The 18,578-nt window shown below is 58.3% G+C and carries 14 protein-coding genes; 7 read left to right on the top strand and 7 right to left on the bottom strand.

The features are described from left to right. Window positions 1-18: 18 nt before the first annotated feature. On the bottom strand, window positions 19-1,200 hold the full coding sequence (gene hemW, locus FYJ43_RS06565) for a radical SAM family heme chaperone HemW (RefSeq protein ID WP_154563070.1): 1,182 nt from the start codon (window positions 1,198-1,200) through the stop codon (window positions 19-21). Window positions 1,201-1,383: 183 nt separating this feature from the next. Between hemW and FYJ43_RS06570 the strand changes: the two genes are divergently transcribed. From FYJ43_RS06570 to FYJ43_RS06580, 3 genes are read left to right on the top strand one after another with little or no spacing between them, the layout of a single operon-like run. Further along, window positions 1,384-2,676, top strand: coding sequence for an ABC transporter substrate-binding protein (locus FYJ43_RS06570; RefSeq protein WP_154563072.1), 1,293 nt, complete (start codon window positions 1,384-1,386; stop codon window positions 2,674-2,676). After that, window positions 2,673-3,662 carry a carbohydrate ABC transporter permease gene (locus tag FYJ43_RS06575; RefSeq protein ID WP_326833400.1) on the top strand — a complete coding sequence of 330 codons (990 nt, stop codon included), beginning with the start codon at window positions 2,673-2,675 and terminating at the stop codon, window positions 3,660-3,662. The genes FYJ43_RS06570 and FYJ43_RS06575 overlap by 4 nt, the downstream gene beginning before the upstream one ends. Next, window positions 3,655-4,509 carry a carbohydrate ABC transporter permease gene (locus FYJ43_RS06580; protein WP_154563074.1) on the top strand — a complete coding sequence of 285 codons (855 nt, stop codon included), beginning with the start codon at window positions 3,655-3,657 and terminating at the stop codon, window positions 4,507-4,509. The genes FYJ43_RS06575 and FYJ43_RS06580 overlap by 8 nt, the downstream gene beginning before the upstream one ends. A gap of 47 nt (window positions 4,510-4,556) precedes the next feature. On the opposite strand, the gene acs (FYJ43_RS06585) is transcribed toward FYJ43_RS06580, so the two are convergent. Then, window positions 4,557-6,440 carry an acetate--CoA ligase gene (gene acs, locus FYJ43_RS06585; RefSeq protein WP_154563076.1) on the bottom strand — a complete coding sequence of 628 codons (1,884 nt, stop codon included), beginning with the start codon at window positions 6,438-6,440 and terminating at the stop codon, window positions 4,557-4,559. 133 nt (window positions 6,441-6,573) lie between these two features. Beyond that, the gene (gene acs, locus FYJ43_RS06590; RefSeq protein WP_154563078.1) at window positions 6,574-8,460 is read right to left on the bottom strand and encodes an acetate--CoA ligase; all 1,887 of its coding nucleotides are present in this window, start codon (window positions 8,458-8,460) and stop codon (window positions 6,574-6,576) included. Window positions 8,461-8,684: 224 nt separating this feature from the next. Here acs (FYJ43_RS06590) and FYJ43_RS06595 point away from each other — a divergent pair, with 224 nt between their 5' ends. From FYJ43_RS06595 to FYJ43_RS06610, 4 genes are all read left to right on the top strand, one after another. Further along, window positions 8,685-9,206: a rhomboid family intramembrane serine protease gene (locus FYJ43_RS06595; RefSeq protein ID WP_154563492.1), complete on the top strand. Its 522-nt coding sequence runs from the start codon at window positions 8,685-8,687 to the stop codon at window positions 9,204-9,206. Window positions 9,207-9,285: 79 nt separating this feature from the next. Next, the gene (locus FYJ43_RS06600) at window positions 9,286-10,215 is read left to right on the top strand and encodes a 1,4-dihydroxy-2-naphthoyl-CoA synthase (protein ID WP_326833453.1); all 930 of its coding nucleotides are present in this window, start codon (window positions 9,286-9,288) and stop codon (window positions 10,213-10,215) included. Between the two features lie 29 nt (window positions 10,216-10,244). After that, entirely contained in the window at window positions 10,245-11,429 is a 1,185-nt protein-coding gene (locus FYJ43_RS06605; RefSeq protein WP_154563080.1) for an AMP-binding protein, read from the top strand. A gap of 46 nt (window positions 11,430-11,475) precedes the next feature. Beyond that, complete coding sequence (locus FYJ43_RS06610) at window positions 11,476-12,702, top strand: isochorismate synthase (protein WP_154563082.1); 1,227 nt, start codon at window positions 11,476-11,478, stop codon at window positions 12,700-12,702. Between the two features lie 41 nt (window positions 12,703-12,743). On the opposite strand, the gene FYJ43_RS06615 is transcribed toward FYJ43_RS06610, so the two are convergent. The 4 genes from FYJ43_RS06615 to lepA all read right to left on the bottom strand — a co-directional run bounded on the left by FYJ43_RS06615 (window position 12,744) and on the right by lepA (window position 18,537). After that, a complete protein-coding gene (locus FYJ43_RS06615; protein WP_154563084.1) occupies window positions 12,744-13,916 on the bottom strand; it encodes an alpha/beta fold hydrolase in 1,173 nt (390 codons plus the stop codon). 184 nt (window positions 13,917-14,100) lie between these two features. Beyond that, window positions 14,101-15,690 carry a 2-succinyl-5-enolpyruvyl-6-hydroxy-3-cyclohexene-1-carboxylic-acid synthase gene (gene menD / locus FYJ43_RS06620; RefSeq protein ID WP_326833401.1) on the bottom strand — a complete coding sequence of 530 codons (1,590 nt, stop codon included), beginning with the start codon at window positions 15,688-15,690 and terminating at the stop codon, window positions 14,101-14,103. Window position 15,691: 1 nt separating this feature from the next. Continuing rightward, the gene (locus FYJ43_RS06625; RefSeq protein WP_326833402.1) at window positions 15,692-16,693 is read right to left on the bottom strand and encodes an o-succinylbenzoate synthase; all 1,002 of its coding nucleotides are present in this window, start codon (window positions 16,691-16,693) and stop codon (window positions 15,692-15,694) included. Next, window positions 16,690-18,537 carry a translation elongation factor 4 gene (lepA, locus tag FYJ43_RS06630; RefSeq protein ID WP_326833454.1) on the bottom strand — a complete coding sequence of 616 codons (1,848 nt, stop codon included), beginning with the start codon at window positions 18,535-18,537 and terminating at the stop codon, window positions 16,690-16,692. The genes FYJ43_RS06625 and lepA overlap by 4 nt, the downstream gene beginning before the upstream one ends. Between the last annotated feature and the right edge of the window lie 41 nt (window positions 18,538-18,578).

The raw sequence follows: 18,578 nt of genomic DNA on the forward strand, positions 1-18,578 counted from the left end.
GCCCGTAGCTCACAGGTTCTAGACCAACAGGTCGGTGATGATCCGGTCAGCCACCATCCGTCCCGACAGATTGAGAACCAGCCGTCCTTGCGCGATCGCACCGAGCCCCTGCTCGACAACGTTGGCAGCCCGCACATGTTCGACCTCGGACAGAGCCGCCATTGGCAAACCATCAGCCAACCGCAGCTGTAGCAACACCGTCTCCTCATGGCGCTGCACGTCGTCGAGCACTTCGTAGCCGTCAACGGGAAGCTTCCCCTCACCCAGCGCGCTCCGGTAACTGGCTGGGTGCTTGACGTTCCACCATCGCGTGCCGGCGACGTGAGAGTGAGCTCCCGGTCCAATGCCCCACCAGTCGTGTCCCAGCCAATAGGCCATATTGTGCCGACACCGGTGATCACGACCACTGCGAGGTCGAGCCCAGTTCGAAACTTCGTAGTTAATGTACCCAGCGTCGGTAAGGACTCTTTCGGCCAACAGGTACTTATCAGCGAGATCGTCTTCGTCAGTCATCGGCAGTTCTCCCCGACGGATTCGGGCCGCCAACCGAGTCCCCTCTTCGACGATCAGGGAGTACGCGGAAATGTGGTCTGGCCCAGCCGCCAACGCAGCGTCAAGGCTGCGCCACCACGATTCAAGGCTCTCCCCTGGAGCGCCAAAGATGAGATCCAAACTAACGTCGTCAAATCCCACCTGGCGCGCAAGATGAGCCATCTCGACAGCGCGTCCCGGACGGTGACGGCGATCTAGGACTGCCAAAACGGCTTCGTCGGCCGACTGCATCCCCATGGACAGCCGGTTAATCCCGGCCGCTAGAAGACCAACCAAGACATCTTCAGTAAGGGTCTCCGGGTTGGCTTCTGTGGTGACTTCGCCATGAGGGTCAATTCCCCACAAGGTGCGAATATGATCGACGAGTTCGCCCAATTGCGCTGGTGAAAGCATCGTCGGAGTGCCACCGCCAAAAAACACTGTCGACACTGGAGGTCTGCCAGCCCCCAGCACATCTGCAGCCAGATCAAGTTCCCGATGAGCAGCGTTGACATACCCCGCTACCGCATCATCCCCCATCGCTGACAGCACGTACGTGTTGAAGTCGCAGTATCCGCATCGCGACGCGCAAAAGGGAACGTGGAGGTAAATGCTCCATGGCCCGTCAGCCGGGTGAAGTCCCGGCAGGCTGCTGTCAGGGTGCGTCATCATCCTCCTTGTCCTGTAGTGACGATGCGCTGTTATATGACGCTACCCGATAAATCATCTGCTACACGCGAACACTGTCACGGTGTGGTGGCGAGACTCCAGACAATGCCTCACAGCTACCCCCATAACGAACATTTAGCTCATCGCGGGAAACTTTCACGGCTTGAGGATTAAGCTGCCATCATGGATTTTTCTCGCCGTCACTTCCTTAGCGCATCTGCTGGTCTGGCGACTGCCGCCGTCCTGGCCGGATGCGGTTCAAACACCGGTGGTGTCTCAACTAGTTCGGATTCTAATGCCACCTCTGGTGGCTCCGGAAAGATCGTCCAGTGGTACCACGAATACGGCGAGAAAGGTGTCCAGCAGGCCGTCAACCGCTACGCCAAGGACTACAAGGATGCCACCGTTAGCGTGAAGTGGAATCCTGGCACTGACTACATGAAACTCCTGGGCACTACTCTGCTGTCAGGCTCGGGCGTCCCGGACGTCTTCGAGTCGGAATACGGTGCCACTCTCGATATGATCCAGAAAGGGCAAGTCGTCGATCTCACTGACGCCATCGGTGACGCCACGTCGAAATTCTCCCAGCCAGTGCTCGATCGCATGACCCTCGATGGCAAGATCTATGCGATTCCGCAGGCCGTCGATATGCAGCTCCTTTACTACCGTAAATCAGCACTAGAAAAGGCCAAGCTTTCGGCTCCAACCACCTTTGAACAGCTTGTTGAGGCAGCCAAGGCTGTCGCGACTAAGGATATGGGTGGGTTCTTTGCCGGAAATGACGGCGGCGTAGGCGTACTTGGCAACCTTCTCATCTGGTCTTCTGGATTCGAGCAACTCAACGATGATCACACCGACGTCGCCTTCATGGAGCAGGCATTCTTCGACGGTGTGGCTGCCTACCGTGATTTCTACAAGTCCGGCGCTCTCCTCACCGCCGCTTCCAAGGACTGGTTCGACCCATCTCCCTTCGTGAACGGCGAAACCGCCATGCAATGGGGCGGTCTATGGTCCTTAAGCGATATCTCGAAGAAGTGGAAAGACGACTTTGGCGTCATCCCATTTCCGGCCATTGGCTCCTCCGGTAAGCAAGCCGTTCCTTTCGGCGCATACGGATCTTGTGTCGCCGCCAAGGGGGTTAACAACGACGTTGACGCTGCCAAGAAATTCGTCAAATGGCTGTGGATCGACCAGACAGATAAGCAGGTCGATTTTGCCAACTCATACGGCACTCATATTCCATCGCAGCCTGATCTCACTGCCAGGTGTTCGCAAATCAATAGCGGCGCTGGCAAGGACGCCGCTGAGATGATCGACAAATACGGCAAGGCGCCGAGCCTCTTCTGGACGTCAAAGATCTCTGACGCCTACTCCGCTGCACTCACCAACGTCGTCAAAAAGGGCGCTGACCCGAAATCAGCCTTCGCAGACGTGCAATCGACTGCCAAGGCCGAACTTCAACGCGTCGGCAAGTGAATGCAACCTCGAAGCCCCCGGCCCGTAACTTCTGGCAGCGGTTCCGGGGGCACCAGGGGCGAAACCTCTGGTTCGCGCTATTCGTTGGGCCATTCTTTATCGGATTACTGGTCTTCGTTTACATTCCGGTTTTGTGGAGCGCCTATCTCTCGTTTTTCGACGCCCGGGCGACGCTATCGCCCACGAAGTTCGTCGGCTTCGCGAACTACCAGAACTTATTATCGGACACCCTGTTCCGCAACTCAATGCTGGTCTTTGTCATCTTCGCGATCGTCATCGTTCCACTCACCTACGTCTGTTCCCTAGCTCTCGCGTTGGCGCTCAACAACGTCGGCCATTTCCGAGCATTCTTTCGGTCGGCGTTCTTCATACCGACGGCCTGTTCCTATGTCGTCGCCGCGATGGTCTGGCGCCTCAGCTTCTTCAATGGCGCCCGCTTTGGGCTAGCGAACTCCTTACTACGCACGTTCGGCGGGACGAACATCGACTGGTTGTCAGGAGTCGGCTACTGGTACTGGATCGCATTGATCTCGCTTCGCCTGTGGCTCCAGGTCGGCTACTACATGATCTTGCTTATCGCCGGGCTCAACCGCATTCCCACCGACACCTACGAGGCCGCCGCTATTGATGGCGCCGGACGGTGGGCAACCCTGCGCCACGTCACCATGCCCCAACTGCGTGGGGTGAGCGCCGCCGTCCTTATGCTGCTGCTCATTGGCGCGTTCCAAGCCTTCGACGAGTTCTACAACCTCTTGTCCTCCTCAGGCACATACCCGCCCTACGCCCGCCCACCGCTAGTGCATCTGTACCTCGTGAGTGTCGGCGGAGCCGATCAGGACCTTGGTATGGGAGGTGCCGGAACCGTCATCCTCACAGCGGTCATCGTCCTTTTTGGGCTAGCCCAAAACTGGCTCACGACCAGTCAGGAACGTCAGGAAAGGAAGGCCATGAGGCACGCTAGCCGTCACGAGATATCCCATGGCTGACGAACGTTCTCACATGGTTGCGGGCCGCTCCGGAAAAACCCTGCACGGCCTCAAAATCAGCGTTCTATTTATTCTATCCCTGCTATTCTTATTGCCATTTTACGTCATCTTTCGTAACGCCTTCACTAGCCCAGAATCCTTCGTGTCCTCCGACTGGAAATGGCTACCGGACAACCTCGATTTTTCGGTCATACGAAACCTTTTCTCAGACACTGATCTCAATCTGCCCGGAGCAATGATCCATTCGGCTATTCAAGCCGTCGGTCAAACGATACTGACGGTTCTCGTCAGTTTCATGGCCGGATACGGGCTGGCTAGATTCCGCAATACGGCAGCTACTATCGTGCTGCGTCTCACTGTGCTTACGCTGATGGTACCGACTGCGGTAACCTTTGTACCAAGCTTCATCATGACGACCCAATTCGGCTGGATTGACTCCTACCGAGGTCTCATCATCCCTATGATGTTTTCGGCGTTCGCGACCTATATGTTCCGGCAATCCCTTCTGGAATTTCCCCACGAGCTGGAAGAAGCGTCATACCTCGATGGCGCCAATCCCTGGACAACGATGTGGCGCATTGTCGTCCCCAATTCCAAGGGCATTATTGCGGCAGTCTCGACGATTACCTTCATCGGCGCATGGAACTCTTTCTTGTGGCCACTACTTGTAGCTCGCGAGAACACCACGACCGTGCAGCTCACCTTGAGCCGGTTTATGACAAGTCAGGGGGTCCAATACTCCGAGCTCTTTACCGGCGCCTTGGTAGCGATCGTGCCGGTCGTTATCGTCTTCCTGGTCTTGCAGCGCTACCTGGTACAGGGTTTAGAAACCTCAGGAATGGACTGAAGCGCAAGGGCCGGGGTCCATATCCCCGGCCCTTGCGTGACGGAACCTCAATCCTCCAGGGTGGAAAGGTCTCCCTCATCCTCGCCAAGGGCACGCGCCTTGAGCACGCGACGCATGATTTTGCCAAAGCGAGTCTTCGGCAGTTTGTCAACAAAGTCGATGGTATCGGGTTTAGCTATCGGCGATAATGTTTCGGCAACGTGACCGCGAATATCAGAGACGAGATCCTTCGTAGGCTCAAAACCAGTATTGAGCACAACAACCATATGAATCGCGTTGCCCTTCACCTCGTGCGGCAAGCCGATCGCGGCGCACTCAGCGACAGCTGGATGGGAGCCGACGGCTGCCTCGACCTCGGCCGTGCCGATGCGGTGACCAGATACCTTGATGACGTCGTCGGTGCGACCGATGATCCAGACGTATCCGTCCTCGTCAATCCGCGCGGAGTCACCGGTGAGGTAGACGCCCGGGTACTTCGACCAATACGTCGTGACGTAACGCTCCGGCTCCTTGTACAAGGTGCGCAGCATCGACGGCCACGGGTTCTTGAGGACAAGGAAGCCGTCAGTGCCCGGCGGCACCTCCTTACCCTCCTCATTGACGACGGCGACCTCCTGGCCAGGAATGGGCTTACCTGCCGATCCCGGCTTCTTGGGCATCGTCGGGAGGCTCGTAAGTTGCATAGCTCCGGTCTCGGTCTGAAACCAGGTGTCAATGACGGCGCATTTGCCGTCACCAACGACGTCATGGAACCACTGCCAGGCTTCCGGATTCAGGGGCTCGCCAGCACTGATAAGGATGCGCAGGCTGGACAAATCGTGCTTACGCACCCAGGCGTCACCAAAACGCATGAGCGTACGGATGGCCGTCGGCGCGGTGAACATACTGTTGATGCCGTAATGCTCGATGAGCTGCCACCACACGTCAGGATATGGGAAGACCGGGCTCCCCTCAGCCATGAAGGTGGTGGCGCCGCGCAACAGCGGGGCATAGATGACGTACGACGTGCCAGTAATCCAGCCCGGATCAGCGGTGCACCACCACCGATCTTCCTCATGAATGTCCATGCAGTACTTCATGGTCGCCGATAGGTGTACCTGGTAGCCGCCATGAGTATGCACGACACCTTTTGGTTTACCGGTAGACCCAGAGGTGTAGAGGATGAATAGCGGGTCCTCTGCGTCCACTTGAACTGTTTCGCACTTGCCCTTAGCGATGGGCAGCTTGCACAACTCGTGATACCAATGGTCACGCGTCGGATCCATTGTGACATCGGTGCCAGTGTTCTTGACGACAATGACATTTTCGACCGTCGGAGAGAACTTCACAGCATCATCGACAATCTGCTTCATCGGGAAAACCTTGCCATTAATCCACGACCCATCGACGGTGATAACAACCTTCGACTCCGAGCCATCAATACGGGCATTGAGAGCCTCCGACGAGTACCCGGCAAACACCACCGAATGCACCGCACCGATCTTGGCACACGCCAGCATCGCGAAAAAGATCTCAGGGATGCGGGGCAGGTAAATAGTGACAACGTCACCCTTGCGCACACCCATCGAGAGCAAGATATTTGCCATTTGCTCGACTTCACGGGCAAGTGAGAAGTAAGAGAAGGTGCGCACCTTGGAGGTATCTTCGCCAACCCAAATCAGAGCCAGCTTATTGCGGCGGGCAGTAGTCAGATGACGGTCCACCGCGTTCGTAACGATATTGGTGCGTGCACCGGTAAACCACTTAAAGAAGGGCTTATTCGAGTCGTCGAGAACCTTGTCCCACGGCTTCGACCATTCCAATTCCGTGGCCTCAGTCTCCCAGAATCCTTCCGGGTCGGCCTTGGCAGATTCAAGTAGCTGGCTCCAGTCGCTCACATTGGCGATCTCTGCGACGGGCTGCGGAACGTCGACGATGGTCTCGTCAGTCATGATGTCCTCCTTGGCATCAGGCGGTTGGGTGGGTAGATCGGGTCACGATGTCGGCGGGGTCCCTGATGTACCCGACATCGGGACCCCCTCAGTAGTGCATATCCGCTTGTGGCTGACCGGTCACCAGCCGGGATCATTCTTCAAGAGTGGAAAGATCGCCTTCGTCTTGTCCCAGGGCACGCGCCTTGAGTACGCGCCGCATGATTTTGCCCGAGCGAGTCTTCGGCAACTTCTCGGGAAAATCAAAAATGTCGGGCTTAGCAATAGGTGAAAGCACCTCAGCCACATGGGCCCGCAAATCTGCCGTCAACTGTTTGGAAGGCTTATACCCCTGAGACAGGATTACTGCGCAATGGATGGAATTTCCCTTCACGTCGTGCGGCAAGCCGATAGCTGCAGCCTCTGCAACGGCCGGGTGAGAAATGAGAGCGGACTCGACCTCGGCCGTGCCGATGCGGTGACCAGATACCTTGATGACGTCGTCGGTGCGACCGATGATCCAGATATAACCATCCTCATCAATACGGGCAGAATCACCAGTGAGGTAAACCCCCGGATACTTTTCCCAGTACGTCTTAAGATAGCGGTCCGGGTCTTTATACAGAGTGCGCATCATGGCTGGCCACGGGTTTTTGAGAACAAGGAAGCCCTCCTTGCCCGCAGGCAGCTCGTTCCCGTCTTCGTCGACGACGGCTGCCTCCTGGCCGAAGACCGGACGCCCAGCCGCGCCAGGTTTCAGCGGCATCGACGGCACGGTAGTTATTTGGAACATGCCGGTCTCGGTTTGCCACCAGGTATCGGTAATCGGGCATTTGCCGCCACCAACGACGTCGTGGAACCAGCGCCACGCCTCAGGGTTGATGGGCTCACCAACCGAACCGAGTATGCGCAAGCTGGACAAGTCGTGCTTACGCACCCAGGCGTCACCAAAACGCATGAGAGTACGAATCGCGGTCGGTGCAGTGTAGAAGCTCGTGATGCCGTAGTGCTCAATGAGCTGCCACCAGCCGTCCGGATAAGGGTATGTCGGGCCGCCCTCATGCATGAAGGCCGTGGCGCCGTTGAGTAGCGGGCCGTAAACGAGGTAGGAATGGCCGGTGATCCAGCCCGGATCAGCGGTGCACCACCACCGGTCCTCTTCCTTGATGTCGAAACACTGCTTGAGGGTGGTGTAGGTGCCAACCTGGTATCCACCATGAGTATGGACGATAGCCTTGGGCGTGCCGGTAGACCCAGAGGTGTAGAGGATGAATAGCGGGTCTTCTGCGTCCACTTGAACTGTTTCGCACTTGCCCTTAGCGATGGGCAGCTTGCACAACTCGTGGTACCAATGGTCGCGAGTCGAATCCATCGAGACCTCGGACCCGGTGTTACGCACCACGATGACGTTTTCGACCGTTGGAGAGAACTTCACAGCATCATCGATGATCTGCTTCATCGGGAAGATCTTGCCATTAATCCATGACCCGTCAGCGGTGATAACGACCTTCGACTCCGAGCCATCAATACGGGCGTTGAGAGCCTCCGACGAGTACCCGGCAAACACCACCGAATGCACCGCACCGATCTTGGCACACGCCAGCATCGCGAAAAAGATCTCAGGGATGCGGGGCAGGTAAATAGTGACGACGTCACCCTTGCGCACGCCCATGGCCTTGAGAACATTAGCCATCTGCTCAACTTCGCGGTTGAGAGCAAAATAGGAGAAAGTGCGTACCTCGTCGGTGTTCTCGCCAACCCAGATCAGAGCCAGCTTATTGCGGCGGGCAGTAGTCAGATGACGGTCCACCGCGTTCGTAACGATATTGGTGCGTGCACCGGTAAACCACTTAAAGAAGGGCTTATTCGAGTCGTCGAGGACCTTGTCCCACGGCTTCGACCATTCCAGTTCTTGGGCCCGCTCTTCCCAGTACGCGAGTGGATCAGCCTTGGCCTTGCCCTCAAGCGCCTTCCAGTCTGAGACCCAGGCGTTGTCAACGATGCTCTGATCGGGTTCGAAGACGTCCTTGTGGTCCGTCATACGGTCCTCCTCGACCTTCAGCCGCTGGTGCGGCATCCGACATGTTGGCAACGATAGAACCACACAATGGGGCCATATGTGAAGAAAATCACAGAAAATTCTTGATTCTTCTTTGACACACTGGAGGTATGACTTCCTATCCGCCCCCATCATCTATCCCTGTCCGCCGGCGTCGGACCGAACCTCCGAGCCGCACCAACTCTGTCGCCAGCAGCGCAGGCGTCATGGCGGTCGTCGTCGCGATCATGTGGATCCTCGAAGGCATCGACACTATGCTTGGCAACACCCTTGACAGGTTCGGCATTCATTCCTGGACCGGACAGGGGTTGTGGGAAGTCTTTACTGCACCATGGCTCCATTACGGCTGGGCACACCTGGCAGGTAACTCCGTGCCACTGTTCATTCTTGGAATGCTCGTGTACCTTGAGTCGACGCGAACCTGGCTCGTCTCGGGATTGACGATCACTGTGTGCTCAGGCCTGTTCGCATGGTGCTTGAGCGCTCCTGGCACAATTACGCTGGGTGCATCCGGAATCGTCTTTGGTTGGTTGGCCTATTTGCTGGTCCGTGGCCTATTCACCAAGAAGCTGCGCGACATCCTGGTAGCAATCGTGGTATTCCTCATCTACGGATCAGTGCTGTGGGGAGTATTGTCAGGCGCAGCGGGGGTCTCCTGGCAAGCCCACCTTGGCGGAGCAGTCGGTGGCGTCATCTCGGCATCATGGCTAGCTCGTCATCCCAGATAGGAGTGGTAGCTTCCACCGAGTGAGCACCCTTCCGTTCATTTCTGACACTTTTGACGCACACCGATGGCGCGACGTTGACATTCCCGGCGAGCCACTGACTGACATGACCTTCCACCGCCTGGTGTCTCGGGGCGAATCGGACCATGCTCCGGCTGGAGAAGACCTACCAGTAGTGCGCATTGCCTTCGACCGTCCGGCAATCCGCAACGCCTTCCGCCCCCATACTGTCGACGAGTTGTACCGCTGCATCGACACAGCCCGTTGCAGCCCAGATGTTGCAGCGATCATTCTCACAGGTAATGGCCCTTCCCCCCGGGACGGCGGATACTCTTTCTGTTCTGGAGGTGACCAGCGCATCCGTGGAGCCGCCGGATACCAGTACGAGTCGGATGAATCGGCCGGTGACGAGGATCTCGCCGTCGACGCTCGCAGAGAAAAAATAGCTAAGGGGCGACTAGGGCGTCTACATATCCTTGAAGTACAACGCCTGATGCGCGCTACCCCGAAGCCAATCATCGCGGCCATCCCAGGATGGACGACCGGTGGCGGACACTCCCTGATGGTGGTAGCCGATATGGCTGTCGCCAGCCGGGAGCACGCCCGGTTCAAGCAAGTCGACGCCAATGTTGGTTCCTTTGATGCCGGGTATGGTTCGGCCCTCCTGGCACGTCAAATCGGCGACAAACGAGCCCGCGAGATCTTTTTCCTTGCCGAAACCTACGATGCCGACCAGGCCGAAAAATGGGGTGTCATCAACCGGGCTGTTGACCACGCTGAGCTAGAGAACACGGCCATTGAGTGGGGCCTGACGATCGCCGGCAAGTCCCCACAGGCCATCCGAATGCTGAAGTACGCCTTCAATATGGTGGACGACGGCATCGCCGGACAGCAAGCCTTTGCTGGAGAAGCCACTCGGATGGCATATATGACCGACGAAGCTCAGGAAGGACGCGATGCGTTCCTTGAGCATCGCCAGCCCGACTGGTCATCGTATCCATATTACTTTTGATTCCAGCTGGAATCACGGAAAGGACTGCCATGTCGATTGCAGAGACGTCGCGGGTACGCGTCGTGCGTGTCGAGCGCACCGCCGCCGATGTCACCTGGCTCATGGGGAGGCTGTCACGCTTTCTGGATGGCGAATCCTCAGTGCTCGTACCTGTCGGGGGTGACGAGCTGCCTCCAGCTGTGGTCCAAGATGTCGAAGATCGAGTCGTGTGGCTGCCCGATGAGGTCGGGCTGATCGTGAGAACCTCAGGATCGACGACGGGGACCGGTCGCATCGTCGGACTGTCTGCCACTCAGATGCGGGCATCGGGAGCGGCCACACGACAGTGGTTAGGAGGCCCATGCACGTGGGTGCTTGGTCTGCCCCCACACCACATTGCTGGGTTACAGGTCGTGGCGCGCGCGGTCGCCGACGGTCGAGACGTTGTGACAATTCAAGGCCACGTCGATCCGTCCTCGGTGACGGCAGCGATCGAGCAGGCAGAGCAGCGCCATCCCGACGGTCGGGTAGCGATCTCTCTCGTACCTACCCAATTGACTCATCTCATAGATGACCCACAATGCGCCGCAGCATTAGCCCGATGCGTGGCAGTTCTGGTAGGAGGCGCACCACCGACAGCAACCCTGTTGGATCGAGCCCGCAACCTCGGTTTGACAGCGACAGTTACCTACGGCATGAGTGAAACCTGTGGCGGGTGTGTCTATGACGGGGTTCCGCTTGAGGGGGTACGAATCGAGGTAGCCGATGACTCCCGCGTCTCCATTGCTGGCCCAATGGTCATGAGCGGCTACCTTGACGAAGGGCCGGTCGGTCCGTGGCTTCGTACCCAGGATTTAGGTCACTGGGCAGACGGACGGCTCATCATTGACGGGCGCGTCGACGACGTCATCAATTCCGGCGGGCTGAAAATTTCAGCACCTGAGGTGCTAGGACAGGTCCGGGCCAGTCAGATGGTGCTCGATGCTGTCGTCATCGGGATAGACGACGACACCTGGGGCCAGGTCGTAGCAGCTCTAGTAGTACCGAGTCAGCAATGGCAAGGAGGACAGGCTTTGCGCGACGCGGTAGCTGACCGATTAGGGCGTACTCACGCACCGCGAGTCGTCGTCGAGACATCTGCGCTGCCGATGTTGGCCTCGGGCAAGGTAGATCGGGTGCGGGCGCGTCAGGTGATAACCCAAGCACTTTCAGATGCGAGCGCATGGCAGCGGTGAAAAACCCGCCGGTTGTGATCGTAGCCAGGTCGGCGTAACACTGCCAATGGCGTCAATACGGCTAGAGTCAGGCTTCGTGCCGACGCTTTCATGTTCCGACGCCATCTCCACCCTCCCCGGTGCAGAATGGCTAGCCGAGGTCCTGCACTGGGTGCCCGATGGCATCGATCCGTGGATCTGGCTCGCTCCTGACTCCGATGACGCCCCAGCAATGGTTGGTTGGGGGGTCCGACAGCGGTTCGTCGCCTCGGGCCACCGAGCGGTGGAATGCGCGTGGCACCGCATGGCATCGTGGAGCAACGACCACATCGTCGCCTTCGGGTCCTTCCCCTTCTCCAAGACTCAGGAGGGGTTTCTCGTCGTACCGCAGGTACTCGTCACTCGTCAACACCTGGGATCGCCAACTGTCGTCACCGGTGATGTCTCATCCCTGGAACGTCGCGATCTCAACCTACAGCCTCCGCGCATCCGCAGCAGTAGCCCAGCCACCTCCCACGGACAGTGGACTGCCTCAGTCAAAGCGGCCACCCGCCGTCTACGCGAGGATCCCTACCTTGAGAAGGTCGTGTTAGCCCGAGCGGTCGACGTCGACACCGATTCGCCAGTGAGCCGCAGCGACATGGCGTCACGCCTGGCTTCACGGTTCCCTGGATGCTGGACGTACAGCCATGACGGCCTCGTCGGAGCCACACCGGAGCTACTAGTTGACTGCCGAGACGGGCTCTTTCGCGCCCGGGTGCTGGCCGGTACCCGCAAACCAGAATGGGCCGACGAACTGTTGTCGAACGCCAAAGAACGCCGTGAGCACGAACTTGCTGTCGCATCAGTCACCGGGAAACTCGCCGAGGCTGGCCTGAGTGATCCCACCGTTCGGGGCCCATTCCGTTTGCAGCTTCCCAATGTCGTGCACTTGGCAACAGATGTCACAGCTCGGGTCAACGGATCCAACGCCGCTCGAATTGTCGACGCGATGCATCCCACAGCCGCCGTGTGTGGCACGCCCAGAGAAGACGCTTACCGGCTCATCAGCGAGATAGAAGGTCTGGATCGCGGGCGGTTCGCGGGCCCGGTTGGCTGGATGAGTTCTGATGGATCGGGGCAGTGGGCGCTCGCGTTGCGCTGCGGACAATTTAGCGACGACTCGCAACAGGTACGTCTATACGCCGGAGCCGGGATCATGCCAACCTCTGATCCAGCGAAGGAGTGGATCGAGGTCGGCGCCAAAATGGAGGCTTTCTGGACAACACTGGAGCATAGTGCGACCTCGTGGTGACCCCGGCCCCTGAGTAGTTCGTCACCCAGGTGCTGGGCACCTCACTTGTTATGGTCATTGATCCACGACAGCACCATATCTATCGGCTGATCCTTGACAGTCTCATTGAACACCTCGTGCATAAGCCCCTTCCAGAACACGGCCTTCTTATCCTTGGAACCGATGGCATTAAGCCAGTTAACGTCAGCGTAGGACGGAGCGAGACCATCAGCCTGGCCGTGCATGATAAGAGTCGGATCCTTGAAATCACGCGCATTGAAAGTGTTGTAGAGCTGCCCAACAACCATCTGAGTGAGTAAGCCCTGAGTGGCATACCGGTTATTGAGGGGATCATTCATCATCTGCTGTTCCACCTCTGGATCGGTGCACACACCGTTCCGCATAGCGCCGGGCACAAGAACCAGTGTATTTGGGTACTTAATTAACGCAGACGCCGCTAGTGATGGGTGATCGAATCCGCGAGGGTCTTTGATAACTTGAGGAAGGAGCGAGCTCTTCACGGACGTGATCTGGTCTAGTGGAAGGAGCTGTGACACCGTTGGCTTTGCATGCTGCTCGGCTGGGGTGAGGTTCTTGGCCGTCACGACCTCAGGCTGCTCGACGTCTTTGCCGAACGGGTTCATGAAAATACCGCCGGCATTTGAAACAATCCCGTCGACCTCACCGGGGTACGTGATTCCAAAGGATTGGACAGCCATAGCGCCCATCGAATGCCCAACGAGGAAAACCTTTTTGCCAGGGTTTTGTTGCTTAGCCCGACCAACAAGCTCGTGGACGTCAGAGACGACAGAGCTCCAGTTATCGAGATGACCACGAGGAACCACGTTGTCAACGTAGGGTCGGGCACTGCGACCATGACCACGGTGATCGAGGCGATAAACGCTGTAGTTCGCGTCATTGAACCGCTTAGTGATGTAGTCGTAACGCCCCAGGTGTTCACCGGCACCAGGAACCACAACGATGACGCCCTTGGGATCGGCGACAGCGTCAGTCTTGGTGAAAATTTTAGTGCCCCACCGGTCAGTTGAGGTCATGTAGTTCGTCGTCGTCACCACGCTCGGCGCGCTTGACGCAACCGGGGCATGAGTCGGCACCGGAGCGGCCTGTGCACAGATACTTAGACCGCTGAAGGCGGTAACCCCAGCAACAAGACCCGCGGTCATCCGCATCCGAAAACTGTGCGCCCCGCCACGTTGCATCTTCTGTTCTGACATCAGCAAGCCCCCTTTGGCTTCTATTGATCTCGACGTCGAGATCCATCCAGTAGTCGTCACCCTAGAGGTCGAAGGGTCACATCAGCCGCAGCGCGTGAGCTATTTGTGCGTCAGTGCACACCAGTGCATACGGAATACTAACAACGCGCACTGATGTGCATCATGTGCTCGCAACAATCACGGGTCATACCGCAGGCAGAGATACCTCGACGACACTTCTGCCACGGATCGGCTCAGCCAGCAGGCGACGCATCTCATTAACCGTATCGTTACGATCGCGCATCGTTACGGTGCAATGGCGCGCACCGAGCCCAACAGCCAGGGCTGAAATATCTAGACGCTGCGGGGTAAGAAACATCCTCTCTAGGACAGGGCGAGGCGCAGCTGAATGCTCCAGGCCTCCAAAGATCGCACCCCCGTGGTCGTCGAGAACAATAACCTGTACGTCGACGTCATCGTCATTGTCGCCTCTGAGCAGCGCCATGGCGTCATGGGCGAAGGTGAGATCACCGACGACCACCCTGACTGGACGTCGACCGCCGATCGCAAGCCCAATTCCGGTGCTCACCGTTCCATCGATACCAGCCAGCCCACGGTTTGCCACTGCGCAGGCAGGCTCAGGCCCTGGCACCGCACCAATGTCGAAGGCCCGGATAACGTCGGAAGCCCCGATGACAAGCTGCGGAGCGTTCGCACAGACTGACGCCTGCCAAATGACGTCGCACATTTCCTGCTTATATGTACGGTCAGTCGGCTGATCGGCATCCAGCCAGCACGGCAACCAGGATTCATCAATCGTGACGTCGGTCAGACTGACTGGGCCTACTACTACCCGCGCGTCGCCAGCAACGTCGGTCCACCGTGCCCGGTGTGTGACAACCGTCACTCCGGGGCGCGCTAGCAGCCGCGACACCGGACGTGAGAGGGTCGGATGCCCCAGCACGAGTATCCCGTCGATTCGATCAGCCACCGCGCTGCCCAAGACCGCCTGGTAATTGGTCAGGGCATGCGAGCCAGCCCGAGCACCCGATGTGGGTTCGGCCAGCAGAGGCCATCCGCCTTGTTCGGCCAGCTCCCGGGCATCTGGCCCGGCACCGTCTCCGGCCACCACGACGGTATGCGACGGCATGGATAGTGGCGTCGCGTGCTCGGCTTCATCCCGGCTACGATCGGCTCCGTAGAGCTCGATTCGGTGATGTGACAGGCGAGTGGGCTGCCACGAATCGTCCGGTACCAATGGATCCCGGAAACCAACGTTGACATGAACCGGACCAGGATCACGGGTCAGAACCCCAGTCGCAGCACTCACGGCACGCAGCACAAGAGAGTCGAGGCGCGTATCAGGGGGGAAACCAGCTGGGATTTGGGCATCGAATCGAGATGCAGACCCGAAAATCCCCGCCTGCAACGTCGTCTGGTTAGCCCCGGTATGCCACATTTCATGCGGTCGGTCAGCTGATACCACGATCAGTGGTACCCCGGCGGCATCCGCCTCAAGCACAGCTGGGTGAAGATTGGCTACAGCCGTACCAGACGTTGTTACCACTGCAGCTGGATGCGATAAACCCAAAGCCTTCGACAAGCCTAAAGCGACGAACGCAGCCGACCGCTCGTCCAGACGTACCTGAACCCGCAGCCATCCAGCAGCCTCGGCATCAGCCAACGCATACCCAATAGGGGCATCTCGGGATCCTGAGCAATACACGACATGCTCGACCCCAGACCTGCCGAGAGCACTCACCAGGCGTCGGGCCACTGCTGTAGAGGGGTTCACCTCAGCTCCGTTCTACGAGGGCGGCTACCGTGAGACCCAGACGCTGTGCCCACCTCGGACACAGATCCGCATCCGGCTCCTCGATCTCGACGTCAACCTCCCCGCGCCGGGGGACAAGGTAGCCGTCAACTGGCAGGAGCGGCGAGGCGCTGACGTCACCGTGAAAAAGACGAATCGTACCTAACCCGCAGGCATGGTCAAGGGCCGGTAAGGCTGCCGCCAAGTGAGTTGCCAGGCCAATACCGACACTGGTGTCCAAAGCTGAGGAGACGACGACTGGTAACCCAGCTGCGTCAATAACCTCAAGGGCTCGGGAGAGTCCGGCCAACGGCTGAGCCTTGATGACGAGGAGATCAGCAGCGCCAGCACGTGCCACCGCGAGTGGGTCTTCAGCCCTACGTACGGACTCGTCGGCCGCCACTGGAACGGTGACCTTACGCCTCACCTGAGCCAGCTCCGCCACGCTTGCACAGGGTTGCTCGACATATTCCAGCCCCTCGGCGGCGGCGTCGAGCTCGGTAATAGCTCGGACCGCTGTCGAAACATCCCAGGCGGCGTTGGCGTCCACCCGAATGGCTCCGTCTGGCATGGCCTCGCGCACTGCGGCGACCCGCTGGCAGTCCTCCCGCAAATCGCTACGCGGATCAGCAACTTTAACCTTAGCCGTCTTGCAGGCTGACTCAGCGGCCATCGTCCGGGCACGGTCAGTGTCGACAACAGGAATCGTGACGTTGATCGGTACCCGATCTCGTCGCGGCGCTGGCAGGCGTTGCGTGGCACCCTCGATGCCTGCACGCAACCACGCCGCCGACTCGACAGGGTCGTAGTCCCAAAACGGCGACCACTCCCCCCAGCCTTCGGGACCGTGGAGGAGGGTTCCCTCCCGCACCTCAATGCCACGAAACCTCACCGTCAAGGGCACAGTGAATGCGACAATCTGGTCGATACCACGATCGGCCAGCAGACGCGGAACATCTAACCGGTACGCCCTGAGGCCGTTCACTTCTTCTCCGTCGACTCTCCGGTACGCAGCGCAGCCACGAAGGCTTCCTGAGGCACCTCCACCGAGCCGACGACCTTCATACGTTTTTTACCAGCTTTCTGTTTCTCGAGCAGCTTGCGTTTGCGGGAAATGTCACCGCCGTAACACTTGGCCAACACGTCCTTACGAACGGCGCGAATAGTCTCGCGGGCGATAACCCGCGCACCAATGGCAGCCTGGATCGGTACCTCGAATTGCTGGCGCGGGATGAGTTCCTTGAGTTTGGCGGCCATCGCGACACCGTAGGAATAAGACTTGTCGCGGTGGACGATCGAGCTTAGTGCGTCCACCGGATCTCCATTGAGCAAAATATCGACCTTGACAAGATCGGCGGCCTGCTCACCGGCCTCGTGATAGTCCAGCGAGGCATACCCCTTCGTTCGAGACTTGAGCTGGTCAAAGAAGTCAAACACAATCTCTGAGAGCGGCAGACAGTAGCGGATCTCCACCCGATCAGACGACAAATAATCCAATCCCTGCTGAACACCACGACGCTGCTGGCACAACTCAAGGATGGTGCCAATGTAGTCGGCCGGGCTCAAAATGGTGGCATCAACGATAGGCTCACGCACCTCGGCGATCCGCCCACTCGTCGGGTATTCCGACGGGTTTGTGACCGTCACAGTCGATCCGTCTTCCATAAGGACGTGGTGAACAACCGAGGGAGCCGTGGAGATAAGGTCAAGGTCAAACTCGCGTTCCAGACGCTCGCGCACGATCTCCATATGCAACAGCCCAAGGAATCCCACTCGAAAACCAAATCCCAAGGCCGTCGACGTTTCCGGCTCATACACCAAGGCCGCATCATTGAGCTGCAATTTGTCAAGGGCGTCACGCAGCTCAGGGAAATCCTTGGCATCAATCGGGAAGAGCCCCGAGTACACCATCGGCTTGGGGTGCTGATAACCGCCGAGGTCCTTTTCAGAGGGCTTAGACGCATTGGTGACGGTATCACCGACCCGGGATTGTCGAACGTCTTTGACCCCGGTGATGAGGTAGCCAACCTCCCCTACCGACAGCCCCTCAGCAGACACCATTTCTGGGGAAATGACGCCGATTTCGAGCACTTCATGGGCTGCGCCGGTGCTCATCATCAAGATCTTTTCACGGTGACGCAGGGCACCGTCAACGACGCGGACATATGTGACGACACCGCGATAGGTGTCGTAGACAGAGTCAAAAATAAGGGCTCGGGCGGGCGCGTCCGCCACCCCTTTGGGGGCTGGCACTTTAGCGACGATTGTGTCGAGCAACTCGTCAACGCCATCGCCGGTCTTCGCTGAAACTCGCAGCACCTCGGATTCGTCGCATCCGATGATTCCAGCAATCTCGGCAGCATGACGATCTGGCTCAGCCCCCGGCAGGTCTATTTTGTTAAGTACCGGGATGATCTCCAGATCAGCTTCCAGAGCCAGATATAAATTAGCCAGTGTCTGCGCCTCGATACCCTGGGCAGCGTCAACGAGCAAAATTGCTCCTTCGCAGGCCTGCAGGGACCTCGACACCTCATAGGAGAAGTCAACGTGACCAGGGGTGTCGATCATATTGAGAAGGTAAGTGACGCCGTCGACCTCCCACGGCATCCGCACCGCCTGGGACTTGATGGTAATTCCGCGTTCCCGTTCAATATCCATGCGGTCCAAGTACTGAGCGCGAGCGCTGCGCTCGTCAAGGACTCCCGTAATTTGCAACATCCGATCGGCCAGGGTCGACTTGCCGTGATCAATATGCGCAATGATGCAGAAGTTCCGGATGATGGCCGGATCTGTACTGCCAGGCTGAGGCGCGGACATCTGCTCCCTTATCGACGATGGTGCCGGAGGTTCCCGGCTCAGCTTTCAGTCTC

Origin of the sequence: Cutibacterium porci (genome assembly GCF_009696315.1) — a bacterium.
GTDB classification, from domain to species: domain Bacteria; phylum Actinomycetota; class Actinomycetes; order Propionibacteriales; family Propionibacteriaceae; genus Cutibacterium; species Cutibacterium porci.